This window comes from Zoogloea oryzae, assembly GCF_030161255.1.
Lineage (GTDB): Bacteria > Pseudomonadota > Gammaproteobacteria > Burkholderiales > Rhodocyclaceae > Zoogloea > Zoogloea oryzae.
The window spans coordinates 1-19,988 of the sequence record NZ_BSPX01000033.1 but is presented as its reverse complement, the minus strand read 5'-3'; the positions used below and the strand labels follow the sequence as shown (position 1 = coordinate 19,988).

The following is a 19,988-nucleotide window of genomic DNA, read 5'->3' as shown; positions in this document are numbered from 1 at the left end:
AAAGCGCTTTTCTTGGCGAAGAATATTCGCTAGCATCCCCCTGTCCACGTGTGTTGCTCGGGCGAACCGGTCGGATCGTATCCCGGGGCGCCCCTCCCCCCTGCAACATCAACAACTCCCCCTATCGAGAGGAATCATGAGCGAACATATTCATTACGTCACCGATGCAAACTTCGAAGCAGAAGTTCTGCAGTCCTCCACCCCGGTGCTGGTTGACTACTGGGCCGAGTGGTGTGGCCCGTGCAAGATGATCGCGCCGATCCTGGATGACGTGGCGAAGGAATATAACGGCAAGCTCAAGGTTGCCAAGCTGAACATCGACGAAAACCAGGAAACCCCGGCCAAGTACGGTATTCGCGGCATCCCGACCCTGATGCTGTTCAAGGGTGGCAACATCGAAGCCACCAAGGTCGGCGCGCTCTCCAAGTCGCAGCTCGCGGCTTTCATTGACAGCCACCTCTAAGCAGGTTAGATTCTCTAAGTAGTCATTGACGGCACCGTCGGGGTTATTCACAGATAACCCCGGTGCCTCGTACAGTCCGAGCACTTCTGCTGCTGTACGCGTCGCGGCCATCTCGCCGCCGCCTTCTTACATCTCTTCCTTTCCCCCCTCTCCCCCACCGCTGCCAGCCATGCAACTCTCGGAGCTCAAGTCTCTCCACGTCGGCCAATTGCTCGAAATGGCCATCGCCAACGAAATCGAAGGTGCCAATCGCCTGCGCAAGCAGGAGCTCGTCTTTGCGCTGCTCAAGAATCGCGCAAAGAAGGGTGAGCCGATCTACGGCGATGGGGTCATGGAGATTCTGCCGGACGGCTTTGGCTTCCTGCGATCGCCGGATACGTCGTATCTCGCGGGCACGGATGACATCTATGTCTCGCCGAGCCAGATCCGCCGGTTCAACCTGCATACCGGCGACACGGTCGAAGGGGAGATCCGCACCCCGAAAGAAGGCGAGCGCTACTTTGCGCTGGTAAAGGTCGACAAGGTCAACTTCGAGCCGCCCGAGGCTGCCAAGCACAAGATCCTGTTCGAGAACCTGACGCCACTGCATCCGAACCAGTGCCTCAAGCTCGAACGAGACATCCGGGGCGAAGAAAACATCACGTCCCGCGTGATCGACATGATCTCGCCGATCGGCAAGGGGCAACGTGGCCTTCTGGTCGCACCGCCCAAGAGCGGCAAGACCGTGATGCTGCAGCACATCGCCCATTCGATCACCTCCAACCACCCGGATGTCGTCGTAATCGTCCTGCTGATCGACGAACGCCCCGAAGAAGTGACCGAAATGCAACGCTCGGTCAAAGGTGAGGTCGTCGCCTCGACCTTCGATGAACCCGCCATCCGGCACGTCCAGGTTGCCGAGATGGTCATCGAAAAAGCCAAGCGACTGGTCGAGCACAAGAAGGATGTGGTCATCCTTCTTGACTCCCTCACCCGCCTGGCCCGCGCATACAACACGGTCGTGCCTGCATCCGGCAAAGTTCTGACGGGCGGCGTGGACGCAAACGCACTGCAAAAGCCGAAGCGTTTCTTCGGTGCCGCACGGAACATCGAAGAAGGTGGCTCGCTCACCATCATCGCGACCGCCCTCATCGACACCGGCAGCCGCATGGATGACGTGATCTATGAGGAGTTCAAGGGCACTGGCAACATGGAAATCCACCTTGATCGTCGCATGGCCGAAAAGCGCGTGTATCCGGCAATCAACGTGAACCGCTCCGGCACCCGTCGTGAAGAGCTGCTGCTCAAGTCCGACATCCTTCAGAAGGTCTGGGTGCTGCGCAAACTTCTTTACGGCATGGACGACATCGATGCGATGGAGTTCCTCCTCGACAAGATCAAGGCGACCAAGAACAACGGCGAGTTTTTCGACGCCATGCGCCGGGGCTGATCAAGCTCTCGACCGGTCGCCCCAAACGACAAGGCCTCGCAAATCGCGAGGCCTTGTCGTTTTATCTTCTGAAAATCATTTCGGAGCCAGTTAGTCAGGCTTCCACCCTGTTGATTTCATCCGACGTCCGCTGAAAGAACAGCGTAGTCAGACTCGATGCGGCACAGACCAGCCAGAACCCGAAGAAGCCGATCGAATAGGTCGCCACCCCCGAAAAATGTACTGGCGCACCAAACAGGTATAGCTCCTGCGGATTGATTACCGTGAAGAAAATGACCTCGGCGACACCTGCAACGAGGAACGACGGCCACAAGACCTGAATCACTTTCAACATACGAACCTCCTGACGGCAGACCTTCACTGACACCACAACATCACGAAGACGATGCGACCTGAAAGACTGAAGTAAAAAAACTCCTTCAAGCCGCAGTATCGCAAAAATCAGTCAACCGGCTTGAGATCAGCAGAATCCAGTCGAACTTCGGTCTCCGTCGGCAAAAATGCAGAGCCGGACAAACGCCACGTGCGGGACTCATCCTCAAGCAGCACCTTCCAGTGAGCGCTCGTGATGGCGGTATCGACAACGCCACTGTACCTCCCATCGCGACGCTCAAGAACGAATTTCTGATCCATCCCGCTTTTGGTAGGGTGTGCCAATGTCAAGAAAAGCCTCTCGGGCAACGCAACACCGACCTTCGACTCAAGCACGACACCAACTTCTTCCGAGTTGAACTTGACCGTACCGACGAGCCCGCTATCGCGCGCGGCCACAACCTTGGCCAAGGTCTGGTTGATGGCCAGACCTTGCTTGTAATAGTCGTCTGCAACCAGGCCATCAAACGACGTAATGGCCAGCCAGAGCGTGATGAACCCTGCGACAACCGCCGTGGCCGGCATCAACATCAGTAACCACGTCCAACGTTCCTTGTACCAGGGCTTTGATTGGTGCGCTGCTTGCATAGTACTCACATTCAGATAGTTCTAAAGGTTCTTTCCACACGGGGACGAAAGCGGGCTTATGAACGCCAGCGCTCAGATCCGACGCTTCAATATAACCGGAATTCAAATCTCGGGAGCGCTGAAACGAAAACAGCAACGATCAACCGAGTCGAAGGAAATTGAACCGAGATCTCCGACGCGGTTCAGGCCACCCGCGCAGCTACGACGGAGATGACTCCGCATGACAAATGCAAAATCGAGGTCAGCCCAACGTCACCAAGCGTGGCTGTCAGGATAGAGCAACTCCATTATCGACGTCTGAACACCTCTGCCTGTTGAGACGATGAAACCAACCCGAGGCCTTTACGCAGCCAAACCCAAGGCGCCACATTTTGGTCTGGCCCAAACTGAAAAAGCCCCCCGGGAGAACCCGGGGAGCTTTTGATCAGCATACCGTCTGCAGATGTGATTACTTCGCTTCTGCCGGCGCAGTCTTCGAGAGACTCATCACGTAAGCGGCAAGCAGATGCACTTTGTCTTCACCCAAGAAGTCCTTGAACGCAGGCATCTGATTGGAACGACCATTTGTGACGGTCTCGATGATCGTTGCTTCAGCAGAACCGTACAGCCAGGTCTTGTCGGTCAGGTTCGGCGCGCCAAGAGCAGGCGTACCCTTGGCGTCAGGGCCGTGACAGGCGGCGCAGTTCTGAGCAAAAAGTTCCTTGCCCTGCTGAGCGCGCAGCGAGTCGTGGGCCAGACCAGACAGCGAACGGACGTAGTTGGCGACGTTCTTGACACCATCAGCACCGAGCGCCGGGCCAAACGGGGGCATCATGCCCTGACGGCCGCCGAGGATCGTGGTGCGGATGGTTTCCGGCTCACCACCATACAGCCAGTCGCTGTCAGTGAGGTTCGGGAAGCCCTTGGCACCCTTGGCATCAGCACCGTGACACTGAGCGCAATAGGTCAGGAACAGACGCTGCCCCATCGCATTGGCTTCCTTGTCACCAGCAACCGCGTTCAGATCCATGCTGCGGAACTTCGCAAAGATCGGGCCGTACTTTTCGGCAGCAGCCTTTTGCTCATCAGCCCACTGCTTGCCGGAAGACCAGCCGAACTTGCCCTGATTGTTGCCAAAACCCGGATACATGGCCAGATAGACGATCGCGAAAACGATCGTGATCCAGAACATGTACATCCACCAACGCGGCAGCGGGTTGTTGTACTCCTGAAGGGTTTCATCCCAAATGTGGTCGTGCAGCCCCACGGGGCCGGACGTACGCTTGGTGGTGTTCGAAAGCAGCACGAACACACAGAACCCGATGCTCAGGAACACCAACACCATAACGTAGGCGTTCCAGAAACCGCTAACAAAGTCAGCCATTTTTATTTCCTTCCTTGGTTTGCCGTGCCCCTTCAGGAGCAGGCAAGTCGTCCTCGCTGAACGGCAGGAGTGCCGCCTCGTCAAACCCCTTGCGCGCACGACTGCTATATGCCCACAGCGTGATCCCGATGAAGCAAACCAACGCCAGAACCGTTACAACTGCACGTGCGTCATTGATATCCAAGGTCAGACTCCTGCGTTCTCAGAATGGTTACCTGGCGGTTCAGCTACCCGCCTTGCCGGACGCATCAGCCGCACCTTGAGCCGGCGCAGCCGGTTCGGCAGCAGGTGCAGGCTCGGCAGCAGCAGCCGGCGCAGGCGCCGGTGCAGCCTTCCCAGCACTCAGCGCGGTGCCGAGACCCTGAAGGTAAGCGATGACGGCCTCCAGTTCGGTCTTGCCTTCCAGGGCCTTGCGAGCCCCCTGAATCTCCTCATCGGAGTAAGGCACGCCAACCTTGCGCAGCGCAGTCATCTTGGCTTCGATGTCGTCGATCTTGGCCGGACGATCAAGCCACGGGAAGGCAGGCATGTTGGATTCCGGCACCACATCGCGAGGATTGATCAGGTGGATACGGTGCCACTGATCAGAGTAACGACCACCCACGCGGTGCAGGTCAGGACCAGTCCGCTTGGAACCCCACTGGAACGGGTGATCATAAACATACTCACCAGCAACGGAGTAATGACCATAACGCTCGGTTTCGGCACGGAACGGGCGAATCATCTGGGAGTGGCAGTTGTAGCAGCCTTCCCGGATGTAGATGTCGCGACCGACCAGACGGACGGGATCGTAAGGCTTGAGGCCTTCCACCGGCGTGGTGGTGGACTTTTGATGGAACAGCGGGACGATTTCCACCAGACCACCGACGCTCACGGTCAGAAGCGTGAAGACGATCAGCCAGCCAACCTTGCGTTCAATAAAGTCGTGATTCGATTGAGCCATGATTATTTTTCCTCCCGATCAGGCGTGGGCGCCAGCAGGAGCCAGCACCGGAGCGTCGTAAGCCTTTTGACCGGCAATGGTCTTGATCATGTTGTAGAACATGATCAGCATGCCGCCCAGGAACAGCACGCCGCCGAGGACACGAATCGCCCAGAACGGATAGCTGGCCTTGACAGACTCAACGAAGGAATAGGTCAGGGTGCCGTCCGGGTTGGTGGCACGCCACATCAGGCCTTGCATCACGCCAGAAATCCACATGGAGGCGATGTACAGCACGATGCCGATGGTCGCGATCCAGAAGTGGGTGGTGATCAGCTTGGTGGAATACATCTCGGTCTTGCCGTACATACGCGGGATCAGGTAGTACATGGCGCCGATGGACACCATCGCGACCCAGCCCAGAGCACCGGAGTGGACGTGACCAACGGTCCAGTCGGTGTAGTGGGACAGCGCATTCACGGTCTTGATCGACATCATCGGGCCTTCGAAGGTCGACATGCCGTAGAAGGACAGCGAGGTGATCAGGAACTTCAGGATCGGGTCGGTGCGCAGTTTGTGCCAGGCACCGGACAGGGTCATGATGCCGTTGATCATGCCGCCCCAGGAGGGAGCCAGCAGGATGAGCGAGAAGACCATGCCGATCGACTGGGTCCAGTCAGGCAGCGCGGTGTAGTGCAGGTGGTGCGGGCCCGCCCACATGTACGTGAAGATCAGCGCCCAGAAGTGGACCACGGACAGACGATAGGAGTAAACCGGGCGACCAGCCTGCTTCGGAACGAAGTAGTACATCATGCCGAGGAAGCCAGCGGTCAGGAAGAAGCCCACCGCGTTGTGACCGTACCACCACTGGATCATCGCGTCCTGAACACCGGCATAGGCGGAGTAGGACTTGGTCAGGGAGACCGGGATCTCCGCGCTGTTAACCAGGTGCAGCAGGGCAACAGTGATGATGAAGGCGCCGTAGAACCAGTTGGCCACATAGATGTGGGTGGTCTTGCGGGTACCGATGGTGCCGAAGAAAACGATGGCGTAGGAAACCCAGACCACAGTGATCAGGATGTCGATCGGCCATTCCAGCTCGGCGTACTCCTTGCCGGACGTGAAACCCAGCGGAAGGGAAATGGCAGCGAGCAGAATAACCAGCTGCCAGCCCCAGAACGTGAAGGCAGCAAGGCCAGGCGCGAAGAGCCGGGTGTGGCAAGTACGCTGTACGCAGTAGTAAGAAGTCGCAAAGAGAGCACAGCCACCAAACGCAAAGATAACCGCGTTGGTGTGGAGCGGGCGGAGCCGTCCAAAGTGCAGCCATTCGGCAACGTTCAACTCAGGCCATACGAGCTGTGCTGCGGCGATAACGCCGACCAGCATGCCCACGATGCCCCAAACCACCGTCATGATGGCGAACTGCCGCACGACTTTATAGTTGTAAGTCTGCGATTGCATGTGAGTCACCTCAAGAAAAGAAAACAAAACCCCCCATACCCACCGGAAAGACGGAGCACCGGCAGGCTTCGCGGAAGGATACCCCGCGATTAGGGCGACATTTTGACACAGATCAACTTCATTGCAGCGCGGCACGGCGGATCTCTTTGTGGCGTGAGGCTTTCCGCCTGATTTCAGCGCTCTGAAAAATGGTGTTTCGGGGAGAATCTGGATGCACGTCATTGACGGATCCCGATGCGCCGTGCTGCGACCCACAACCGACCATCAGTTTTTTACGAACAATATTTGCTGACAATGTTGATTTTATTTATTCAGCGATCGCGCTAAGCTTCAACGGAGTCACCCACAACAGGAGCTTCCATGAAATCCCTCGCCCTTCTGACTGCCACGCTGGCCCTCGGTCTGACCCTGATCTCCGGCGATGCAGACGCAGCCAAGCGTTTTGGCGGCGGAAAATCCTCTGGTATGCAGCGCCAGGAAATGAACCAACCCCACGCGACCAACGCGACGCCCGCCACGCCGGCCCAGGCACCGGGCGCAGCTGCTGCCCCGGCCCGCACCCAGCAGGCCGGCGCACCTGCCGCCCCCCAGGCCCAGCCCAAGCGCTCCTGGATGGGCCCGCTAGCCGGGCTCGCCGCAGGCATCGGTCTCGCGGCCCTTGCCTCGCACTTCGGCTTTGGTGAAGAACTTGCGTCCATGATGATGATGGCCCTGATCGCGTTTGCGGTCATCGCGCTGATCGGGTTCTTCATGCGCAAGCGTGCCCAGCCTCAGCAGCCGGCACTGGCAGGCGCTGGCGGGATGCAATACACCGGCCACAACGCCGAGCAGCCTGCGATTCAGCCGGCGCCTGTTGCCGGTGGTAGCGCCGCGGCGGCTGCCGTTGCGAGCACCCTGCCGGCCGACTTCGACGCCGAAGGCTTCGCCCGCAACGCCAAGGTCAACTTCATCCGGCTGCAGGCTGCCAACGATTCCCGCAATCTCGAGGACGTCCGCGAGTACACCACGCCGGAACTGTTTGCCGAGATCAAGATGAACTGGATGGAGGAAGGCAGTGCGCCGCAGAAGACCGATGTGGTCTCGCTGAACGCAGAGGTGATCGACGTCACCGAGGAAGCCGGCCGCTACATCGTCAGCGTGCGCTTCACTGGCCTGCTGCGCGAAGAAGCGAACGCGGCGCCGGAATCCATCGACGAGATCTGGCACCTCACCAAGCCCCTTACCGGCAACGCTGGCTGGGTTGTTGCCGGCATCCAGCAAGCCCACTAAGAGCCACGCCCCCCGCCGGCGTCAAAAGCGCCGCGCGGGGGAGCATCCGGCCTCGCTCAAGCTCGCCACAACTTCAAAAGTTGCGGCGCAACCTTGGGGAAGGCCGTACGCCCCGCCCTCTCACAAGGGCCCGCCCCACCTGACCGACCTCCCGATGCGGGGCGCTCCTACATATACATATGTGGAGGGACGATCGCCCCGCCCTACTCCGGAACCGTGATCCCGGTTTCCAGCGATTCGAAACCCGTCTTCGCAGCCTCCGAGATGGCCAGCACGCAAGGATGCGTGAGGCGTCGCTCGACGGAAATCGCGTAGTACTCCACCCGAACCTCTGACGCCCGGCCGAGCAGCACAAGATCGCCGTCGGCAAGCGTCTCCTGTTCGATCGCCGTTGGCACCGCGAACGCGCCCACCCCGGCGCGCCCGAAGGCTGTCATCAACGCGGTGTCGTCAAATTCGCCAACGATGCGCGGACGAAGGCGCTTGCGATCGAGCCATTCGAGCAGCTTCCGCCGGATGGCCGAATCATCGCCGGGCAGCAGGGCCGGCAGATCAGCGATGCATTCGGGAAAGGTCCACGGCGTATCGCCCACCAGCGCGCGCGCAGCAAAAAAGCTCAGGCCGGAATCGCCAAGCCGGTGGTTGTAGGCCCGCACATCGACGGACGGCGGGATCGGTGAGTCGGCAATCACCAGATCCAGGCGGTGAATGGCGAGCTCCGCCAGCAGGCGGTCGAGACGCCACTCGCGGCAGATGATGCGCACCGGATCGGCGGGATTCACCGCCGGGCGCAACAGCCGGTACGCCAGTGACTTGGGCACCGCGTCGGACACCCCGACCCGGAACTCTGCGGGCCGACCCTTGGGGTAGTGGCGCAGCGCCTGCTCGAGCTCAGCGCCCAAAGTAAACATCTCGTCGGCGTACTCCATCGCCAGCCGCCCGGCCGGGGTGAGTTCCAGCGAGCGACCGTCGCGGGAGAACAGCTGGGTGTCGAGGCTTTCCTCCAGCAGCCGGATCTGCCCGCTGATGGTCTGCGGGGTGATGTGCAGGGCCTCGCCCGCCTTGACGACGCCGCCACTGCGGGCGGTCTTCCAGAAGTAGAACAAGTGTTTCAGATTCATGCCGGGCTCCGTGCTGGCGCAAACGATTCGGGATTCTCGAATCATTCCTTCTCATATTGCGACTTTATTTTACGCCTTGACGAACCTAGAGTTAAATCCTGATCCAGATCAGCGGAGCCATCCCATGGAAATCCATATCAAGACTATCGGCCTGCCCGGCGCCAAGAAGCTCCGGAGCATCGCCACCGCGCGCATCGGCGCGGCCCTCGGCCGCGTCGGCCATGCCGTCCAGTCCGTCACCATCCGACTGAGCGGCATGCACAAGCCGCTGGGCGTCGCCGACAAGCTGTGCCGGGTCGTCATCCAGATGAAAGGACGCTTCGTCGTGTTCGAAGAACTGGGTCCGGACGCGGGGCGCGTCATCGAACGGGCCGCGGCCCGAGTCCAGTCGGCCATCGCCAGCCAGGCAGGCGCCCACGAAGCAGGCCGTACCGCACTGCCGGCCTGACGCCAGACGCCGGCATTTCCGGATAAAATCGCGGGCCGAACGCCATCTGCGGGACACGACGCCCGCCATGCCTCCATGCTCAGAATCTCCGAACTCCGGCTTCCCCTCGATCATCCGGCCGAGGCCCTGCCCGCCGCCATCGTCCAGCGCCTGGGCATCAAGCCCGCCGATCTCCTCGACTTCAAGGTCTTCAAGCGCAGCTACGATGCGCGCAAGAACCAGTCGCTGTCCTTCATCTACATCATCGACGCCGAGGTGCAGAACGAAGTGGCGCTGCTGCAGAAGTTCGCCGGCGACCTCCATGTCAAGCCATCGCCCGACACCGAATACCATTTCGTCGGCCAAGCGCCGGCCGGTTTTGCCAACCGCCCGGTGGTGATCGGCTTTGGCCCGTGCGGGATCTTCGCCGCACTGGTGCTGGCCCAGATGGGTTTCCGGCCAATCGTGCTGGAGCGCGGCAAGGCCGTGCGCGAGCGCACCCAGGACACCTGGGGCCTGTGGCGCAAGAACAACCTCAACCCCGAATCCAACGTGCAGTTTGGCGAGGGCGGCGCCGGCACCTTCTCGGACGGCAAGCTCTACAGCCAGATCAAGGACCCGCGCCACCTGGGCCGCAAGGTGCTCACCGAGTTCGTGAAGGCCGGCGCGCCCCCCGAGATCCTCTACGTGGCCAAGCCGCACATCGGCACCTTCCGGCTGGTGGGCATGGTCGAGACGATGCGCGCCGAGATCATCGCCCTGGGCGGCGAGATCCGCTTCCAGCAGCGCGTGACCGACATCGTCATCGAAGACGGTCAGGTGCGTGGCGTGAAGACGGCCGCCGGCGACGAGATCCTGGCCGACCACGTGGTGCTGGCCCTTGGCCACTCGGCGCGGGACACCTTCGAGATGCTCCACGCCAAGGGCGTTTTCATGGAGGCCAAACCCTTCTCGGTGGGTTTCCGGATCGAGCACCCCCAGTCGCTCATCGACAAGGCCCGGCTTGGCCCCCACGCCGGCCATCCGCTTCTCGGGGCGGCCGACTACAAGCTGGTGCATCACGCTTCCAACGGCCGTGCGGTGTACAGCTTCTGCATGTGCCCGGGCGGCACGGTGGTGGCCGCCACGTCGGAGCCCAACCGGGTCGTCACCAATGGGATGAGCCAGTACTCCCGCAACGAACGCAACGCCAACGCGGGCATCGTCGTCGGGATCACCCCCGAGGATTACCCGGGCGGCCCGCTGGCCGGCATCGAGTTCCAGCGCAAGCTGGAGAGCCGCGCCTTCGAACTGGGCGGCGGCACCTACGAGGCGCCGGCCCAGCTTGTCGGGGATTTCCTTCAGGGCAAGCCGTCCACCAAGCTGGGCAGCGTCGAGCCCTCGTACAAGCCGGGCGTGCATCTTGGCGACCTCGCCACCGCCCTGCCCGACTACGCGATCCAGGCGATCCGCGAGGCCATCCCGGCCTTCGACCGCCAGATCCGGGGCTTCAACCTCTACGATGCGGTGCTCACCGGCGTCGAGACACGCACCTCTTCGCCGCTGCGCATCACCCGCGGCGACAACCTGCAGAGCCTGAACGTGAAGGGTCTTTACCCGGCCGGCGAAGGCGCGGGCTACGCGGGGGGGATTCTGTCGGCGGGGGTGGACGGCATCCGGGTTGCCGAAGCCGTGGCCGAGGATCTGCTCAAGCCGGCCTGAGCGGCCAGCCGCGGATCAGCGGCTGACGAAACTGCGGAAGGTGTTCGGGCGACCGAGCACCAGCCGGCCGAACTCGTCGAGCATCGCCGGCCCGATGGATTCGGGCAGCAGGGCACAGGTGGCAAAGCCGAGGCGCTCGAGGTTGCGCGACTCCATGACCACCTGCTGCTTTTCAAAATCAGCCCGCCACACCACCCGCACGCTGATTTCGTCCGGGATGCGGAAGCTGGCGTGTTCGAGCTCACGCTGGCTGTTGCGGCGCTCGGCGCATTCAAAACGCAGGCCCAGATCGAAGAGCACCTGCCGGAGCCGCTCGATGCCGCTGCCGGAGCGATCCAGCGTCCGCTCGCCAGGGCCTTTCAGGGTGAAGCCGAGGGTGACCCGCTCGATGCGGCCACCATCGCTTTCGGACTGGGTGCGGAAATCGGCAAAGCCTTCGAGCCAGGTGAGATCGCGGAAGGCGTCGTCGGCACCCAGGAAGTAATAGTCTCGTCCGATGCGGGGCTTGAGGTAATTGAGCTGCGTTGTCAGATCGTGGAAGTAGTCGAACATCGAACGCAGACGGCGATCCAGGCTGTCCCGGGCGGCGTCGACGCGACGCGTGAGGTCATCGGCCCGGCGCTGGCTGATGACCACTTCATCCTTGAGCTGTTCGAGAAGCCCGCCGCCCAGAGGGCGATGCGCCGGGGGCGGCACCTCGACGGGTGCAGCCGGCGACGGCTGGCTGCAGGACGGCGCCTCGACGGAAACCCGCGGCGCAGGTGTGGATTCGGCCTCGAAACAGACCTGCGGCAACGCCTCGGGAAACGGGGTGGTGGACACCCGCAACCCACTCGCCCTGGCGTCGATTTCCTGCACCCGCTGGCGTGCCGCCTCGATGTCGAACGAGGCGATATCGGCCAACAGCGCCTCAGCCTCGGCGTCCAGCTGATCGGCGTTGCCATGAACCACGCGGAGATTCGATTGCTTTCGGCGCACAGGCGACGATCCGACATGTAACAAAGGATGACATTATCCTTCGCCACCTTCCCGGCCGGCAAGTACCCCGATCAACAACTCGCAAAATATGACGCAAGCCCGGTGACAACCGCTGGCTGACGCCCGATTCCGCCGCCACAACCACCACATCGCGACAAGGCCGGCAAGCCGCATCGCGACTCGCCGACCGTCACTTTCAGGCCTTCATCATCAGGCCGGCACGGAGCTCCGGATGAGGTGATCGAAGGCACCCAGCGACGCCTTCGCGCCCTCGCCCATGGCGATGATGATCTGCTTGTAGGGCACGGTGGTGCAGTCTCCCGCCGCGAAGACGCCCGGCACCGAGGTCTGCCCCTTGGCATCGACGATGATCTCGCCGCGGTCCGACAGCTCGACCACGCCCTTCAACCAGTCGGTGTTAGGGAGCAGGCCGATCTGCACGAAGATGCCCTCGAGCTCGACGAGGTGCTCGCTGCCGCTCACCCGGTCCTTGTAGCGGATACCGTTCACCTTCTGGCCGTCGCCGGTCACTTCGGTGGTCTGGGCAGACTTGATCACCGTCACGTTGGGCAGGCTGTAGAGCTTGGTCTGGAGCACCGCGTCGGCGCGCAGGGTGTCGGCAAACTCGAGCAGCGTCACATGGGAGACGATGCCGGCGAGGTCGATGGCCGCCTCGACACCCGAGTTACCGCCGCCGATCACCGCCACGCGCTTGCCCTTGAAGAGCGGGCCGTCGCAGTGGGGGCAGAAACACACGCCCTTGGCCTTGTACTCCTTCTCGCCCGGCACGTTCATCTCGCGCCAGCGGGCGCCGGTGGAAAGGATCACCGACTTGCTCCTGAGGGTCGCGCCGTTTTCCAGTTCGATCTCGATGAGCGAGCCCGGAACGAGCTTCTTCGCCTTCTGCAGATTCATCAGATCCACGTCGTACTGTTTGACGTGCTGCTCCAGCGCCGCCGCGAGCTTGGGCCCTTCGGTTTCCTTCACGGAGATGAAGTTCTCGATGCCGAGGGTGTCCATCACCTGACCGCCGAAGCGCTCAGCCACCACGCCGGTGCGGATGCCCTTGCGGGCCGCGTAGATCGCCGCCGCCGCACCGGCCGGGCCACCACCGATCACCAGTACGTCGTACGCTGCCTTGGCGGAGAGCTCTTCGGCAGCCCGGGCGGACGCGCCGGTATCCACCTTGGCGAGGATCTCCTCGACGGTCATGCGGCCCTGACCGAAGTTCTGGCCGTTGAGGAACACCGTGGGCACCGCCATGATCTGGCGCTCATTGACGAGATCCTGGAACAGCGCGCCGTCGATCATCGTGCTGGTGACGCCGGGGTTGAGCACGGCCATCAGGTTGAGGGCCTGCACCACGTCCGGGCAGTTGTGGCACGACAGGGAGATGAAGGTCTCGAACTCGAACTTGCCGGGCAAGGCCTTGATCTGGTCGATCACCGCCTGCTCCACCTTGGGCGGATGGCCGCCAGTCTGCAGCAGGGCGAGGATCAGCGAGGTGAACTCGTGGCCCATCGGGATGCCGGCGAAGTGGATGCGCGGCGCCTGGCCGGGTTCGGCCACGCCGAAGGACGGGCGCAGGGCGTGCTGGCCGTCCTCACGCAGCGTGACCCGGTTGGAGAGCTCGGCGATATCGACGAGCAGGCCGCGCAGTTCCTGGGCCTTGGCGCTGTCGTCCAGCGAGGCGACGAGCTCGATCGGGCGCTGGAGTTTTTCGAGGTAGGCCTTGAGTTGGGTCTTGATGTTGGCGTCGAGCATGGTGCGTCCTTTCGTGCGTTGCTTTCGGTGTGTTCGTTGATTCCGGGGAATCCCATCGCCAAACACTTCCCCGGCGGGGCAATGCTTGACGCTGGAATCCGCGCCGGGGCGGGCTTCCGCCCGGCGGGATGGGTTTCAGCGATGATCGATCAGATCTTGCCGACCAGATCGAGGGACGGGGCCAGGGTGGCTTCGCCTTCCTTCCACTTGGCCGGGCAGACTTCGCCCGGGTGGGTCGCCACGTACTGGGCGGCCTTCACCTTGCGGAGCAGCTCGGAAGCGTCGCGGCCGATGCCCAGGTCGTGGATCTCGGCGACCTTGATCTCACCTTCCGGATTGACCACGAAGGTGCCGCGGAGCGCCAGGCCGGCGTCGGCGATCAGCACGTCGAAATTCCTGGCGATGGCGTGGGTCGGGTCGCCGATCATCGGGTAGTTGATCTTCTTGATCGTCTCCGACGCGTCGTGCCAGGCCTTGTGGGTGAAGTGGGTGTCGGTGGAAACCGAGTACACCTCGACGCCGATCTTCTGGAATTCCGGGTACAGCTCGGCCACGTCGCCGAGCTCGGTCGGGCAGACGAAGGTGAAGTCGGCGGGGTAGAAGAAGAAGATCGACCACTTGCCCTTCACGGTTTCGTCGGTGACGGTGACGAACTTGCCGTTGTGGTAGGCCTCGGCCTTGAAGGGTTTGATCTGGGTGTTGATGATTGCCATTTCGTTAGCTCCTGTGCGTTCAAAAAGAAGACAGGACGAATGGTAGAGATACGCGAACGATTGTTCTAATTGATTGTAGAAATCAAGTCGATTGTTGCTACCTATCCATCAACACCAACGGGGTCGCAGCACCTCAGCCCCCCGTCGGGCCGTCGATGGGCAGCCGCACGTTGAAGGTGGTGCCCTTGCCGGGCTCGCTGAGCACCTTGATCGAGCCCCCATGCCGCTCGACAATCCCCCACGACAGCGACAGGCCGAGGCCCGTGCCCTTGCCCACCGGCTTGGTGGTGTAGAAGGGCTCGAAGATCTGCGAAAGCTTGTCCGGGTCGATCCCCGAACCGGTATCCGAGACGCTGACCTGCACGCTGTTGTCCCCGGTGCATTCGGTGCGCACGGTGATCTGCCCCTCGCCCTCGATCGCTTGGGCCGCATTGACGACGAGGTTCATGAACACCTGGTTGAGCTGGGACGGGATGCAGCGGATGTGCGGCAGCTCGCCGTATTCCTTGACCAGCTTGCAGTGATACTTGAACTCGTTGCGGGCGATGTTGAGAGTCGAGTCCAGCCCCGCATGCACGTCGGCCCACACCCACTCGGAATCGCCGGAGTGGGAGAAGCCCTTCAGGTCGGCGACGATCTGGCGCACCCGATCCACCCCATCCCGGGTCTCGGCGACGAGGCCGGAGACATCCTCTCGCAGAAAATCGAAATCGATGCGCCGCAGGTGGGCCCGCACATCGGCCAGAATGGCCTCGGCGTCGCGCCCGCCCGGGTTTTCGGCGCACAAGGCGGCAACGGCCAGCAAATCCTGCAGATAGCGCGCCAGGGCGCTGAGGTTGGACGCCACAAAGCCGATCGGGTTGTTGATCTCGTGGGCGATACCCGCCGAGAGCTGGCCGATGGAGGCCATCTTCTCGGACTGCAGCAGCTGCATCTGAGCCACCTCCAGCTGTCGGGCACCCTCCTCCATCTGGCTGACCATGGTGCGGTTGGACTTGCGCAGGCTGTCGCGCACCTCCTTGGCGTCGAGCTGGGCGCGGATGCGCGACAGGGCGATCGCCGAGCGCACCGGCTTTTGCAGGAAATCTGCTGCCCCCAGCTCGAAACCGCGCAGTTCGCTGTCTTCGTCGTGGAGCGCGGTGACGAAGATCACCGGGATGTAGCGGGTCGCCTCGTCGGCCTGGAGCTGGCGCAGCACTTCGTAGCCATCCATGCCGGGCATCATCACGTCGAGCAGGATCAGGTCGGGCTGGGGCTGGCTGCCGACAATCCGCAGCGCCTCCGCGCCGCTGTCCGCCAGACGGATCCGGTAAAAGGGCCGCAGCATCTCACCCAGCGTGCGCAGGTTGGTGGAGTTGTCGTCGACGATCAGAATGACTTTCATGGTCCGGATCAGGCCTGGTTCGATACGCGAAGAAGCGCGGGCGGTACGTTGGTTTTCATTCCGTCACTCCCGAGGTTCGGGCGAACACCTGTCGCAGGCACTCGCGGGCTGCCGAGAATCGAAGCTCACCGACCAGCCGGCCCACTTCGTCGAAATCTGACTCCATAACGGTTCCGGCGACCAAAGTCTTCAGTTCACGAAACCGTCCGATGGCATCGAAATCACTCGACTGAAGCAGATGGTCGAGTTCGTCCACCACCACGCCCAGCCGGTCGCCATCCAGGGTGCGCAGCGTTTCGTCGGATTCCGCGGGCCCGGACTCGACCGGGGCGGGCGGCAGCCAGCGCTGCAGCACACCCACCAGCGCCTCCAGCATCACCGGCTTGGTGACGAAGTCGTCCATCCCGGCGGCCATGCAGGCTGCCCGGCTCTCGGCAAACGCGTCAGCGGTGAGCGCCACGATCGGCAGGCTGCGGCCGGTTCCGGCCTCGCGGCGGCGGATCTCGGCGGTCGTCGCCAGGCCATCCATCACCGGCATCTGGACGTCCATCAGCACCAGGTCGGGGGATGCACCCTGGGCGAGCAGATCCAGACATTCCTGGCCGTTGGCCGCCGTAACCACCCCGACACCGCGGGAGGCGAGCTGCGAGCGGACCACCCGGCGGTTGGTGGCGTTGTCTTCCACCAGCAGCACCTGCCCCCCCATGCTGACCGGCGCCCGCTGCACCGGCGCAGGCTGAACGACCGGCGTCGCCGGCGCGTCGCCCACCGCAGCGCGGATGCGGAACCAGAAGCGCGCGCCTTCACCGGCGCGGCTGGACAGGCCCACCGAACCGCCCATCAGTTCGGCAAGGCTGCTGACGATGGACAGCCCCAGCCCGGTGCCGCCGTGCTGGCGGGTCGCCGAGCTGTCGGCCTGGGAGAACGGGTGGAACATCAGGTGCTGCTTGTCCTCCGGCACCCCGATGCCGGTGTCGGTCACCGCGAACTCGAGGGTCGCCTCCTCGCCGTCCGCTTCCACCTGAAACGCCTCGACACGCACGCTGCCGGCATCGGTGAACTTGACGGCGTTGCCCACCAGATTGGCCAGCATCTGCACCAGCCGCTGGCGATCCACCATGTAGGCGGCGGATTCCGGCCCCTGCCAATCCACGCTGAACGCGAGGCCCTTGCGCCGCGCCGGCTCGGCGAACAGCGTCATGACCTCCTGGAGCACGCCGGCCACTTCAAGCCGCGCCGGATTGAGGGTCAGCTTGCCCGCCTCGACCTTCGAGAAATCCAGGATGTCATTGAGCAGGCCAAGCAGCACGTGCCCGGAGCTCATGATCACCTGGGCGTATTCGAGCCGCTCCGCCTCGCCCACCCCCGGACGCTGCAGGAGCTGGGCCATGCCCAGGATGCCGTTCATGGGCGTGCGCAGCTCGTGGCTCACGGTGGCCAGGAAGCGGCTCTTGGTCATGCTCGACTGCTCGGCCGTCTCCCGCGCCGCAATCAGCTGGATCTGCTGGGTGATGTCCTGGATCACCTGCACATAGGCGTCCTCGTCACCCCACGACACCATCGACGCCGAGACGATGACCTCGATCTCCGAACCATCCCTGCGGCGATGACGGCAACGGGGCAGCTCGTCGCCCGCTCCGTGCCCGGCCTGTGGCTCGCGGCACGAAACAGCGTCGCCATCGGCCAGGATGTCATCCAGGGTCATCGCGAGGAAGGCCTCCCTCGACCAGCCGTAGTGCTCCACCGCCTTGTCGTTCACCATCAGGAAACGCCGGCTCCCCGCGGCGATCTGCCACATGGGCAGCGGGCTGTCATTGAACAGCCGCTGGTAGCGGTCCTCGCTGGCCCGGAGCGCCGCGTTCTTGCGGTGGATGAGCGCAGAGCGGCCGATCATGCCCAGAATGAGCACCTGCATCAGGAAGGCAAAGGTGAGTCCGACGACCCCCATCGCCCACACCATGAGCGGCCGGTTGTGCTGAAAGTAACCCCGGCCCGGATAAACCGACAGCAGCCACTGACGATCGCCCACCGGCAGCATCGCCGACCAGTGGCTGGCGCGCTCGGGCAGCACCTCGCCGTCAGCGAGCGGGCCCGAACTGAACAGCAGCCCCTGCCCGGCCGGCATGCCCGCATCCGTGAGCTGCAGCGCAATGCCGTCGGGGATGTGGTCGCGGGTGGCAATCGCCACCATCTCGTCGGCCTTGATCACCGCCACCGCAAACCCGCTCGGCCGTGCAACACCGCCGATCGCCAGCGGATTCTCCACGTTGCGCACCGGCAGCAGTTCGAGCACGCCGGTGCGCCGCTGCTGTTCCTGAACGAGCTTGAGCGGCTTAGTCACCACCATTCCACCCGACGCCAGCGCCCGGTTGATCGCTTCCCGGCGGGTCGGCTCCGAGTAGATGTCGAAACCCAGCGCGGGCCGGTTGGTGGCCAGCGGCACGATGTAACGCACGGCCACGTAGTCCGGCCGGTCCCCGGCGCGGCGCAACGTGCCGGCCTCATTCCTCTCGGTGATCTGGAACGCGTTGTTCATCGACAGCCCCGCCACCGCCTTCTCGTAGGCCGCGCGGTGCTCATGGGGGACGAAATCGTTGAAGCTCAGGGCGTGGATGTCCTGGTGCCCCTCCAGGGTGATTCGGGTGAACTGCTCGAACTGCCGGAAGGTAAAGGCCGGCGTCGCCTCGATGAAATTGCGCAGCGAGGCCAGCACCTCCCGGTGGGCGACCACCCGGTCGGCGATGCGCTTGGCGATCGCCTGACCGTCGGCCTGAAGCTGGTTCTGCTGGGCCTGCCGCTCCCACTGCGCAACGCCGTAGAAAGCCAGCGCCACCAGGCCGCCGGTGAGCAGGGTCGGCCCGATGATCCGGCGACGCCGATCCCGCCACGGCCCTTCGTGCCTGTTGAAGAAGCACAGGAACAACGGCGCAAAGACGATCACGCCAACCGAATCGCCCACGTACCAGTTCCACCAGGCAAACAGGTAGTCGGAGTGGTTGATCACCCCCAGCCCGTAAAGCCCTGTCACGCACAGGGACGAGGAGATCAGGGTGCTGATCACCCCCCCGAGGAGGAGGAAACGCACCACATCCCGTTCCGACTCCAGCTCCCGCCAGCGCTCGCCCATCACGCGGGAGATCAGCCACGCACCGGCGCCAGCCTGCATCGCTGCGCCGGTACCGATCAGCGCGGCGATGGACAGGGACAGCGAATCCGGCTTGCCGCTCAGCCAGGCATTGATCAGGTTGAGCAGTGCCGAACCGAACCATACCGCCACCAGCGCCGGCCGGCCCAGGTGCAGCATTGCCGCCAGCGCCAGCCCCGCCGACGGAAACAGCGGGCTGGCGTATCCGGGCGCAACCGCAAGCAGCAGGCTGATGCCTCCGAGCCCCACATAGGCCAGGGCCGTGAGGGCTGTGCTGCGTAAGACATGGGCAACGCGCATGGTGCGGACCGCTATCGATTTTATTGATTTTGATATTTTATAATCATTTTTAACAAAATAGATGGTTTTCCTCGCAAGGTCTTGACGGCACTTCCGTGGAATACATCACGGAATTGAACGCCCTCCCGGTGTTTCACGCCACCGAGGGCAGGACGGCGCGCACCGGAGCCAGCCCTGTTCAACGGCATGCCAGCCATAAATCCTGAGTCCCCATCGACCGGCCTCGCGCCGATGGGGACTTCGAGGACGCGCGGATGAACCCCGGCGGCTGTCAGACCCGGCTGTAGATTTCCGCGCCCTTCTTCACGAACTCGACCGCCTTGGTCTCCATGCCCTTCTCCAGCGCCTCGGCTTCGGCGATGCCCTGGGCGGCGGCGAAGTCGCGCACGTCCTGGGTGATCTTCATGGAGCAGAAGTGCGGGCCGCACATGGAGCAGAAGTGGGCGACCTTGGCCGATTCCTTGGGCAGGGTCTCGTCGTGGAAGGATTTCGCCTTGTCCGGGTCGAGGCCCAGGTTGAACTGGTCGTCCCAGCGGAACTCGTAGCGGGCTTTACTCAGCGCGTTGTCGCGGATCTGCGCGCCCGGGT

General features: G+C 62.9%; 17 protein-coding genes and 1 pseudogene. 5 read left to right on the top strand and 13 right to left on the bottom strand.

Annotation, left to right across the window (positions count from 1 at the left end):
* Positions 1–136: 136 nt before the first annotated feature.
* Together trxA and rho are read left to right on the top strand one after the other, a co-directional pair.
* Positions 137–463, top strand: a complete 327-nt coding sequence (gene trxA, locus QQK25_RS11940; protein WP_153160384.1) for a thioredoxin TrxA — start codon at positions 137–139, stop codon at positions 461–463.
* A gap of 169 nt (positions 464–632) precedes the next feature.
* Positions 633–1,892 (top strand): transcription termination factor Rho, encoded by a 1,260-nt coding sequence (gene rho, locus QQK25_RS11935; RefSeq protein WP_153160385.1) that lies wholly within the window; start codon positions 633–635, stop codon positions 1,890–1,892.
* Positions 1,893–1,986: 94 nt separating this feature from the next.
* Here rho and QQK25_RS11930 read toward each other — a convergent pair whose 3' ends face one another.
* The 6 genes and pseudogenes from QQK25_RS11930 to ccoN form a co-directional block, all read right to left on the bottom strand.
* Entirely contained in the window at positions 1,987–2,226 is a 240-nt protein-coding gene (locus tag QQK25_RS11930) for a hypothetical protein (protein ID WP_284188133.1), read from the bottom strand.
* Positions 2,227–2,333: 107 nt separating this feature from the next.
* Entirely contained in the window at positions 2,334–2,852 is a 519-nt protein-coding gene (locus tag QQK25_RS11925; protein WP_284188132.1) for a FixH family protein, read from the bottom strand.
* 448 nt (positions 2,853–3,300) lie between these two features.
* On the bottom strand, positions 3,301–4,215 hold the full coding sequence (ccoP, locus tag QQK25_RS11920) for a cytochrome-c oxidase, cbb3-type subunit III (RefSeq protein ID WP_284188131.1): 915 nt from the start codon (positions 4,213–4,215) through the stop codon (positions 3,301–3,303).
* On the bottom strand, positions 4,208–4,399 hold the full coding sequence (locus QQK25_RS11915) for a cbb3-type cytochrome oxidase subunit 3 (protein WP_153160389.1): 192 nt from the start codon (positions 4,397–4,399) through the stop codon (positions 4,208–4,210). Before QQK25_RS11915 ends, ccoP begins: the two co-directional genes overlap by 8 nt.
* 156 nt (positions 4,400–4,555) lie before the next feature.
* Positions 4,556–5,158: pseudogene (gene ccoO, locus QQK25_RS11910) on the bottom strand (cytochrome-c oxidase, cbb3-type subunit II); the annotation flags it as partial.
* A gap of 18 nt (positions 5,159–5,176) precedes the next feature.
* Positions 5,177–6,598 (bottom strand): cytochrome-c oxidase, cbb3-type subunit I, encoded by a 1,422-nt coding sequence (gene ccoN / locus QQK25_RS11905; protein ID WP_284188130.1) that lies wholly within the window; start codon positions 6,596–6,598, stop codon positions 5,177–5,179.
* Between the two features lie 360 nt (positions 6,599–6,958).
* On the opposite strand from ccoN, the gene QQK25_RS11900 reads away from it, so the two are divergent.
* Complete coding sequence (locus QQK25_RS11900) at positions 6,959–7,867, top strand: Tim44 domain-containing protein (protein ID WP_284188129.1); 909 nt, start codon at positions 6,959–6,961, stop codon at positions 7,865–7,867.
* 203 nt (positions 7,868–8,070) lie between these two features.
* On the opposite strand, the gene nhaR is transcribed toward QQK25_RS11900, so the two are convergent.
* The gene (nhaR, locus tag QQK25_RS11895; protein ID WP_284188128.1) at positions 8,071–8,988 is read right to left on the bottom strand and encodes a transcriptional activator NhaR; all 918 of its coding nucleotides are present in this window, start codon (positions 8,986–8,988) and stop codon (positions 8,071–8,073) included.
* A gap of 124 nt (positions 8,989–9,112) precedes the next feature.
* On the opposite strand from nhaR, the gene QQK25_RS11890 reads away from it, so the two are divergent.
* Both QQK25_RS11890 and QQK25_RS11885 read left to right on the top strand, forming a co-directional pair.
* Positions 9,113–9,436 (top strand): hypothetical protein, encoded by a 324-nt coding sequence (locus QQK25_RS11890; protein WP_153160394.1) that lies wholly within the window; start codon positions 9,113–9,115, stop codon positions 9,434–9,436.
* A gap of 75 nt (positions 9,437–9,511) precedes the next feature.
* Positions 9,512–11,116, top strand: a complete 1,605-nt coding sequence (locus QQK25_RS11885; protein ID WP_284188127.1) for an NAD(P)/FAD-dependent oxidoreductase — start codon at positions 9,512–9,514, stop codon at positions 11,114–11,116.
* 15 nt (positions 11,117–11,131) lie between these two features.
* Here the strand turns inward: QQK25_RS11885 and QQK25_RS11880 are convergent, their stop codons facing one another.
* From QQK25_RS11880 to QQK25_RS11855, 6 genes are all read right to left on the bottom strand, one after another.
* Complete coding sequence (locus QQK25_RS11880) at positions 11,132–12,067, bottom strand: hypothetical protein (RefSeq protein WP_284188126.1); 936 nt, start codon at positions 12,065–12,067, stop codon at positions 11,132–11,134.
* 237 nt (positions 12,068–12,304) lie between these two features.
* Positions 12,305–13,858: an alkyl hydroperoxide reductase subunit F gene (ahpF, locus tag QQK25_RS11875; RefSeq protein ID WP_153160397.1), complete on the bottom strand. Its 1,554-nt coding sequence runs from the start codon at positions 13,856–13,858 to the stop codon at positions 12,305–12,307.
* Positions 13,859–14,007: 149 nt separating this feature from the next.
* On the bottom strand, positions 14,008–14,571 hold the full coding sequence (ahpC, locus tag QQK25_RS11870; protein WP_284188125.1) for an alkyl hydroperoxide reductase subunit C: 564 nt from the start codon (positions 14,569–14,571) through the stop codon (positions 14,008–14,010).
* Between the two features lie 133 nt (positions 14,572–14,704).
* Complete coding sequence (locus tag QQK25_RS11865) at positions 14,705–15,955, bottom strand: ATP-binding protein (protein WP_284188124.1); 1,251 nt, start codon at positions 15,953–15,955, stop codon at positions 14,705–14,707.
* Positions 15,956–16,010: 55 nt separating this feature from the next.
* A complete protein-coding gene (locus tag QQK25_RS11860) occupies positions 16,011–19,400 on the bottom strand; it encodes a CHASE domain-containing protein (RefSeq protein ID WP_284188123.1) in 3,390 nt (1,129 codons plus the stop codon).
* Positions 19,401–19,671: 271 nt separating this feature from the next.
* A partial coding sequence (locus tag QQK25_RS11855; RefSeq protein WP_284188122.1) for a phosphomethylpyrimidine synthase ThiC occupies positions 19,672–19,988 on the bottom strand: 317 nt, incomplete at its 5' end.

Coding starts and splice junctions, on each gene's coding strand:
- ahpC (WP_284188125.1), bottom strand. CDS start 14,571: ATGGCAATCATCAACACCCAGATCAAACCCTTCAAGGCCGAGGCCTAC.
- QQK25_RS11925 (WP_284188132.1), bottom strand. CDS start 2,852: ATGCAAGCAGCGCACCAATCAAAGCCCTGGTACAAGGAACGTTGGACG.
- QQK25_RS11890 (WP_153160394.1), top strand. CDS start 9,113: ATGGAAATCCATATCAAGACTATCGGCCTGCCCGGCGCCAAGAAGCTC.
- rho (WP_153160385.1), top strand. CDS start 633: ATGCAACTCTCGGAGCTCAAGTCTCTCCACGTCGGCCAATTGCTCGAA.
- QQK25_RS11930 (WP_284188133.1), bottom strand. CDS start 2,226: ATGTTGAAAGTGATTCAGGTCTTGTGGCCGTCGTTCCTCGTTGCAGGT.
- trxA (WP_153160384.1), top strand. CDS start 137: ATGAGCGAACATATTCATTACGTCACCGATGCAAACTTCGAAGCAGAA.
- ccoN (WP_284188130.1), bottom strand. CDS start 6,598: ATGCAATCGCAGACTTACAACTATAAAGTCGTGCGGCAGTTCGCCATC.
- ccoP (WP_284188131.1), bottom strand. CDS start 4,215: ATGGCTGACTTTGTTAGCGGTTTCTGGAACGCCTACGTTATGGTGTTG.
- ahpF (WP_153160397.1), bottom strand. CDS start 13,858: ATGCTCGACGCCAACATCAAGACCCAACTCAAGGCCTACCTCGAAAAA.
- QQK25_RS11865 (WP_284188124.1), bottom strand. CDS start 15,955: ATGAAAGTCATTCTGATCGTCGACGACAACTCCACCAACCTGCGCACG.
- nhaR (WP_284188128.1), bottom strand. CDS start 8,988: ATGAATCTGAAACACTTGTTCTACTTCTGGAAGACCGCCCGCAGTGGC.
- QQK25_RS11860 (WP_284188123.1), bottom strand. CDS start 19,400: ATGCGCGTTGCCCATGTCTTACGCAGCACAGCCCTCACGGCCCTGGCC.
- QQK25_RS11900 (WP_284188129.1), top strand. CDS start 6,959: ATGAAATCCCTCGCCCTTCTGACTGCCACGCTGGCCCTCGGTCTGACC.
- QQK25_RS11885 (WP_284188127.1), top strand. CDS start 9,512: ATGCTCAGAATCTCCGAACTCCGGCTTCCCCTCGATCATCCGGCCGAG.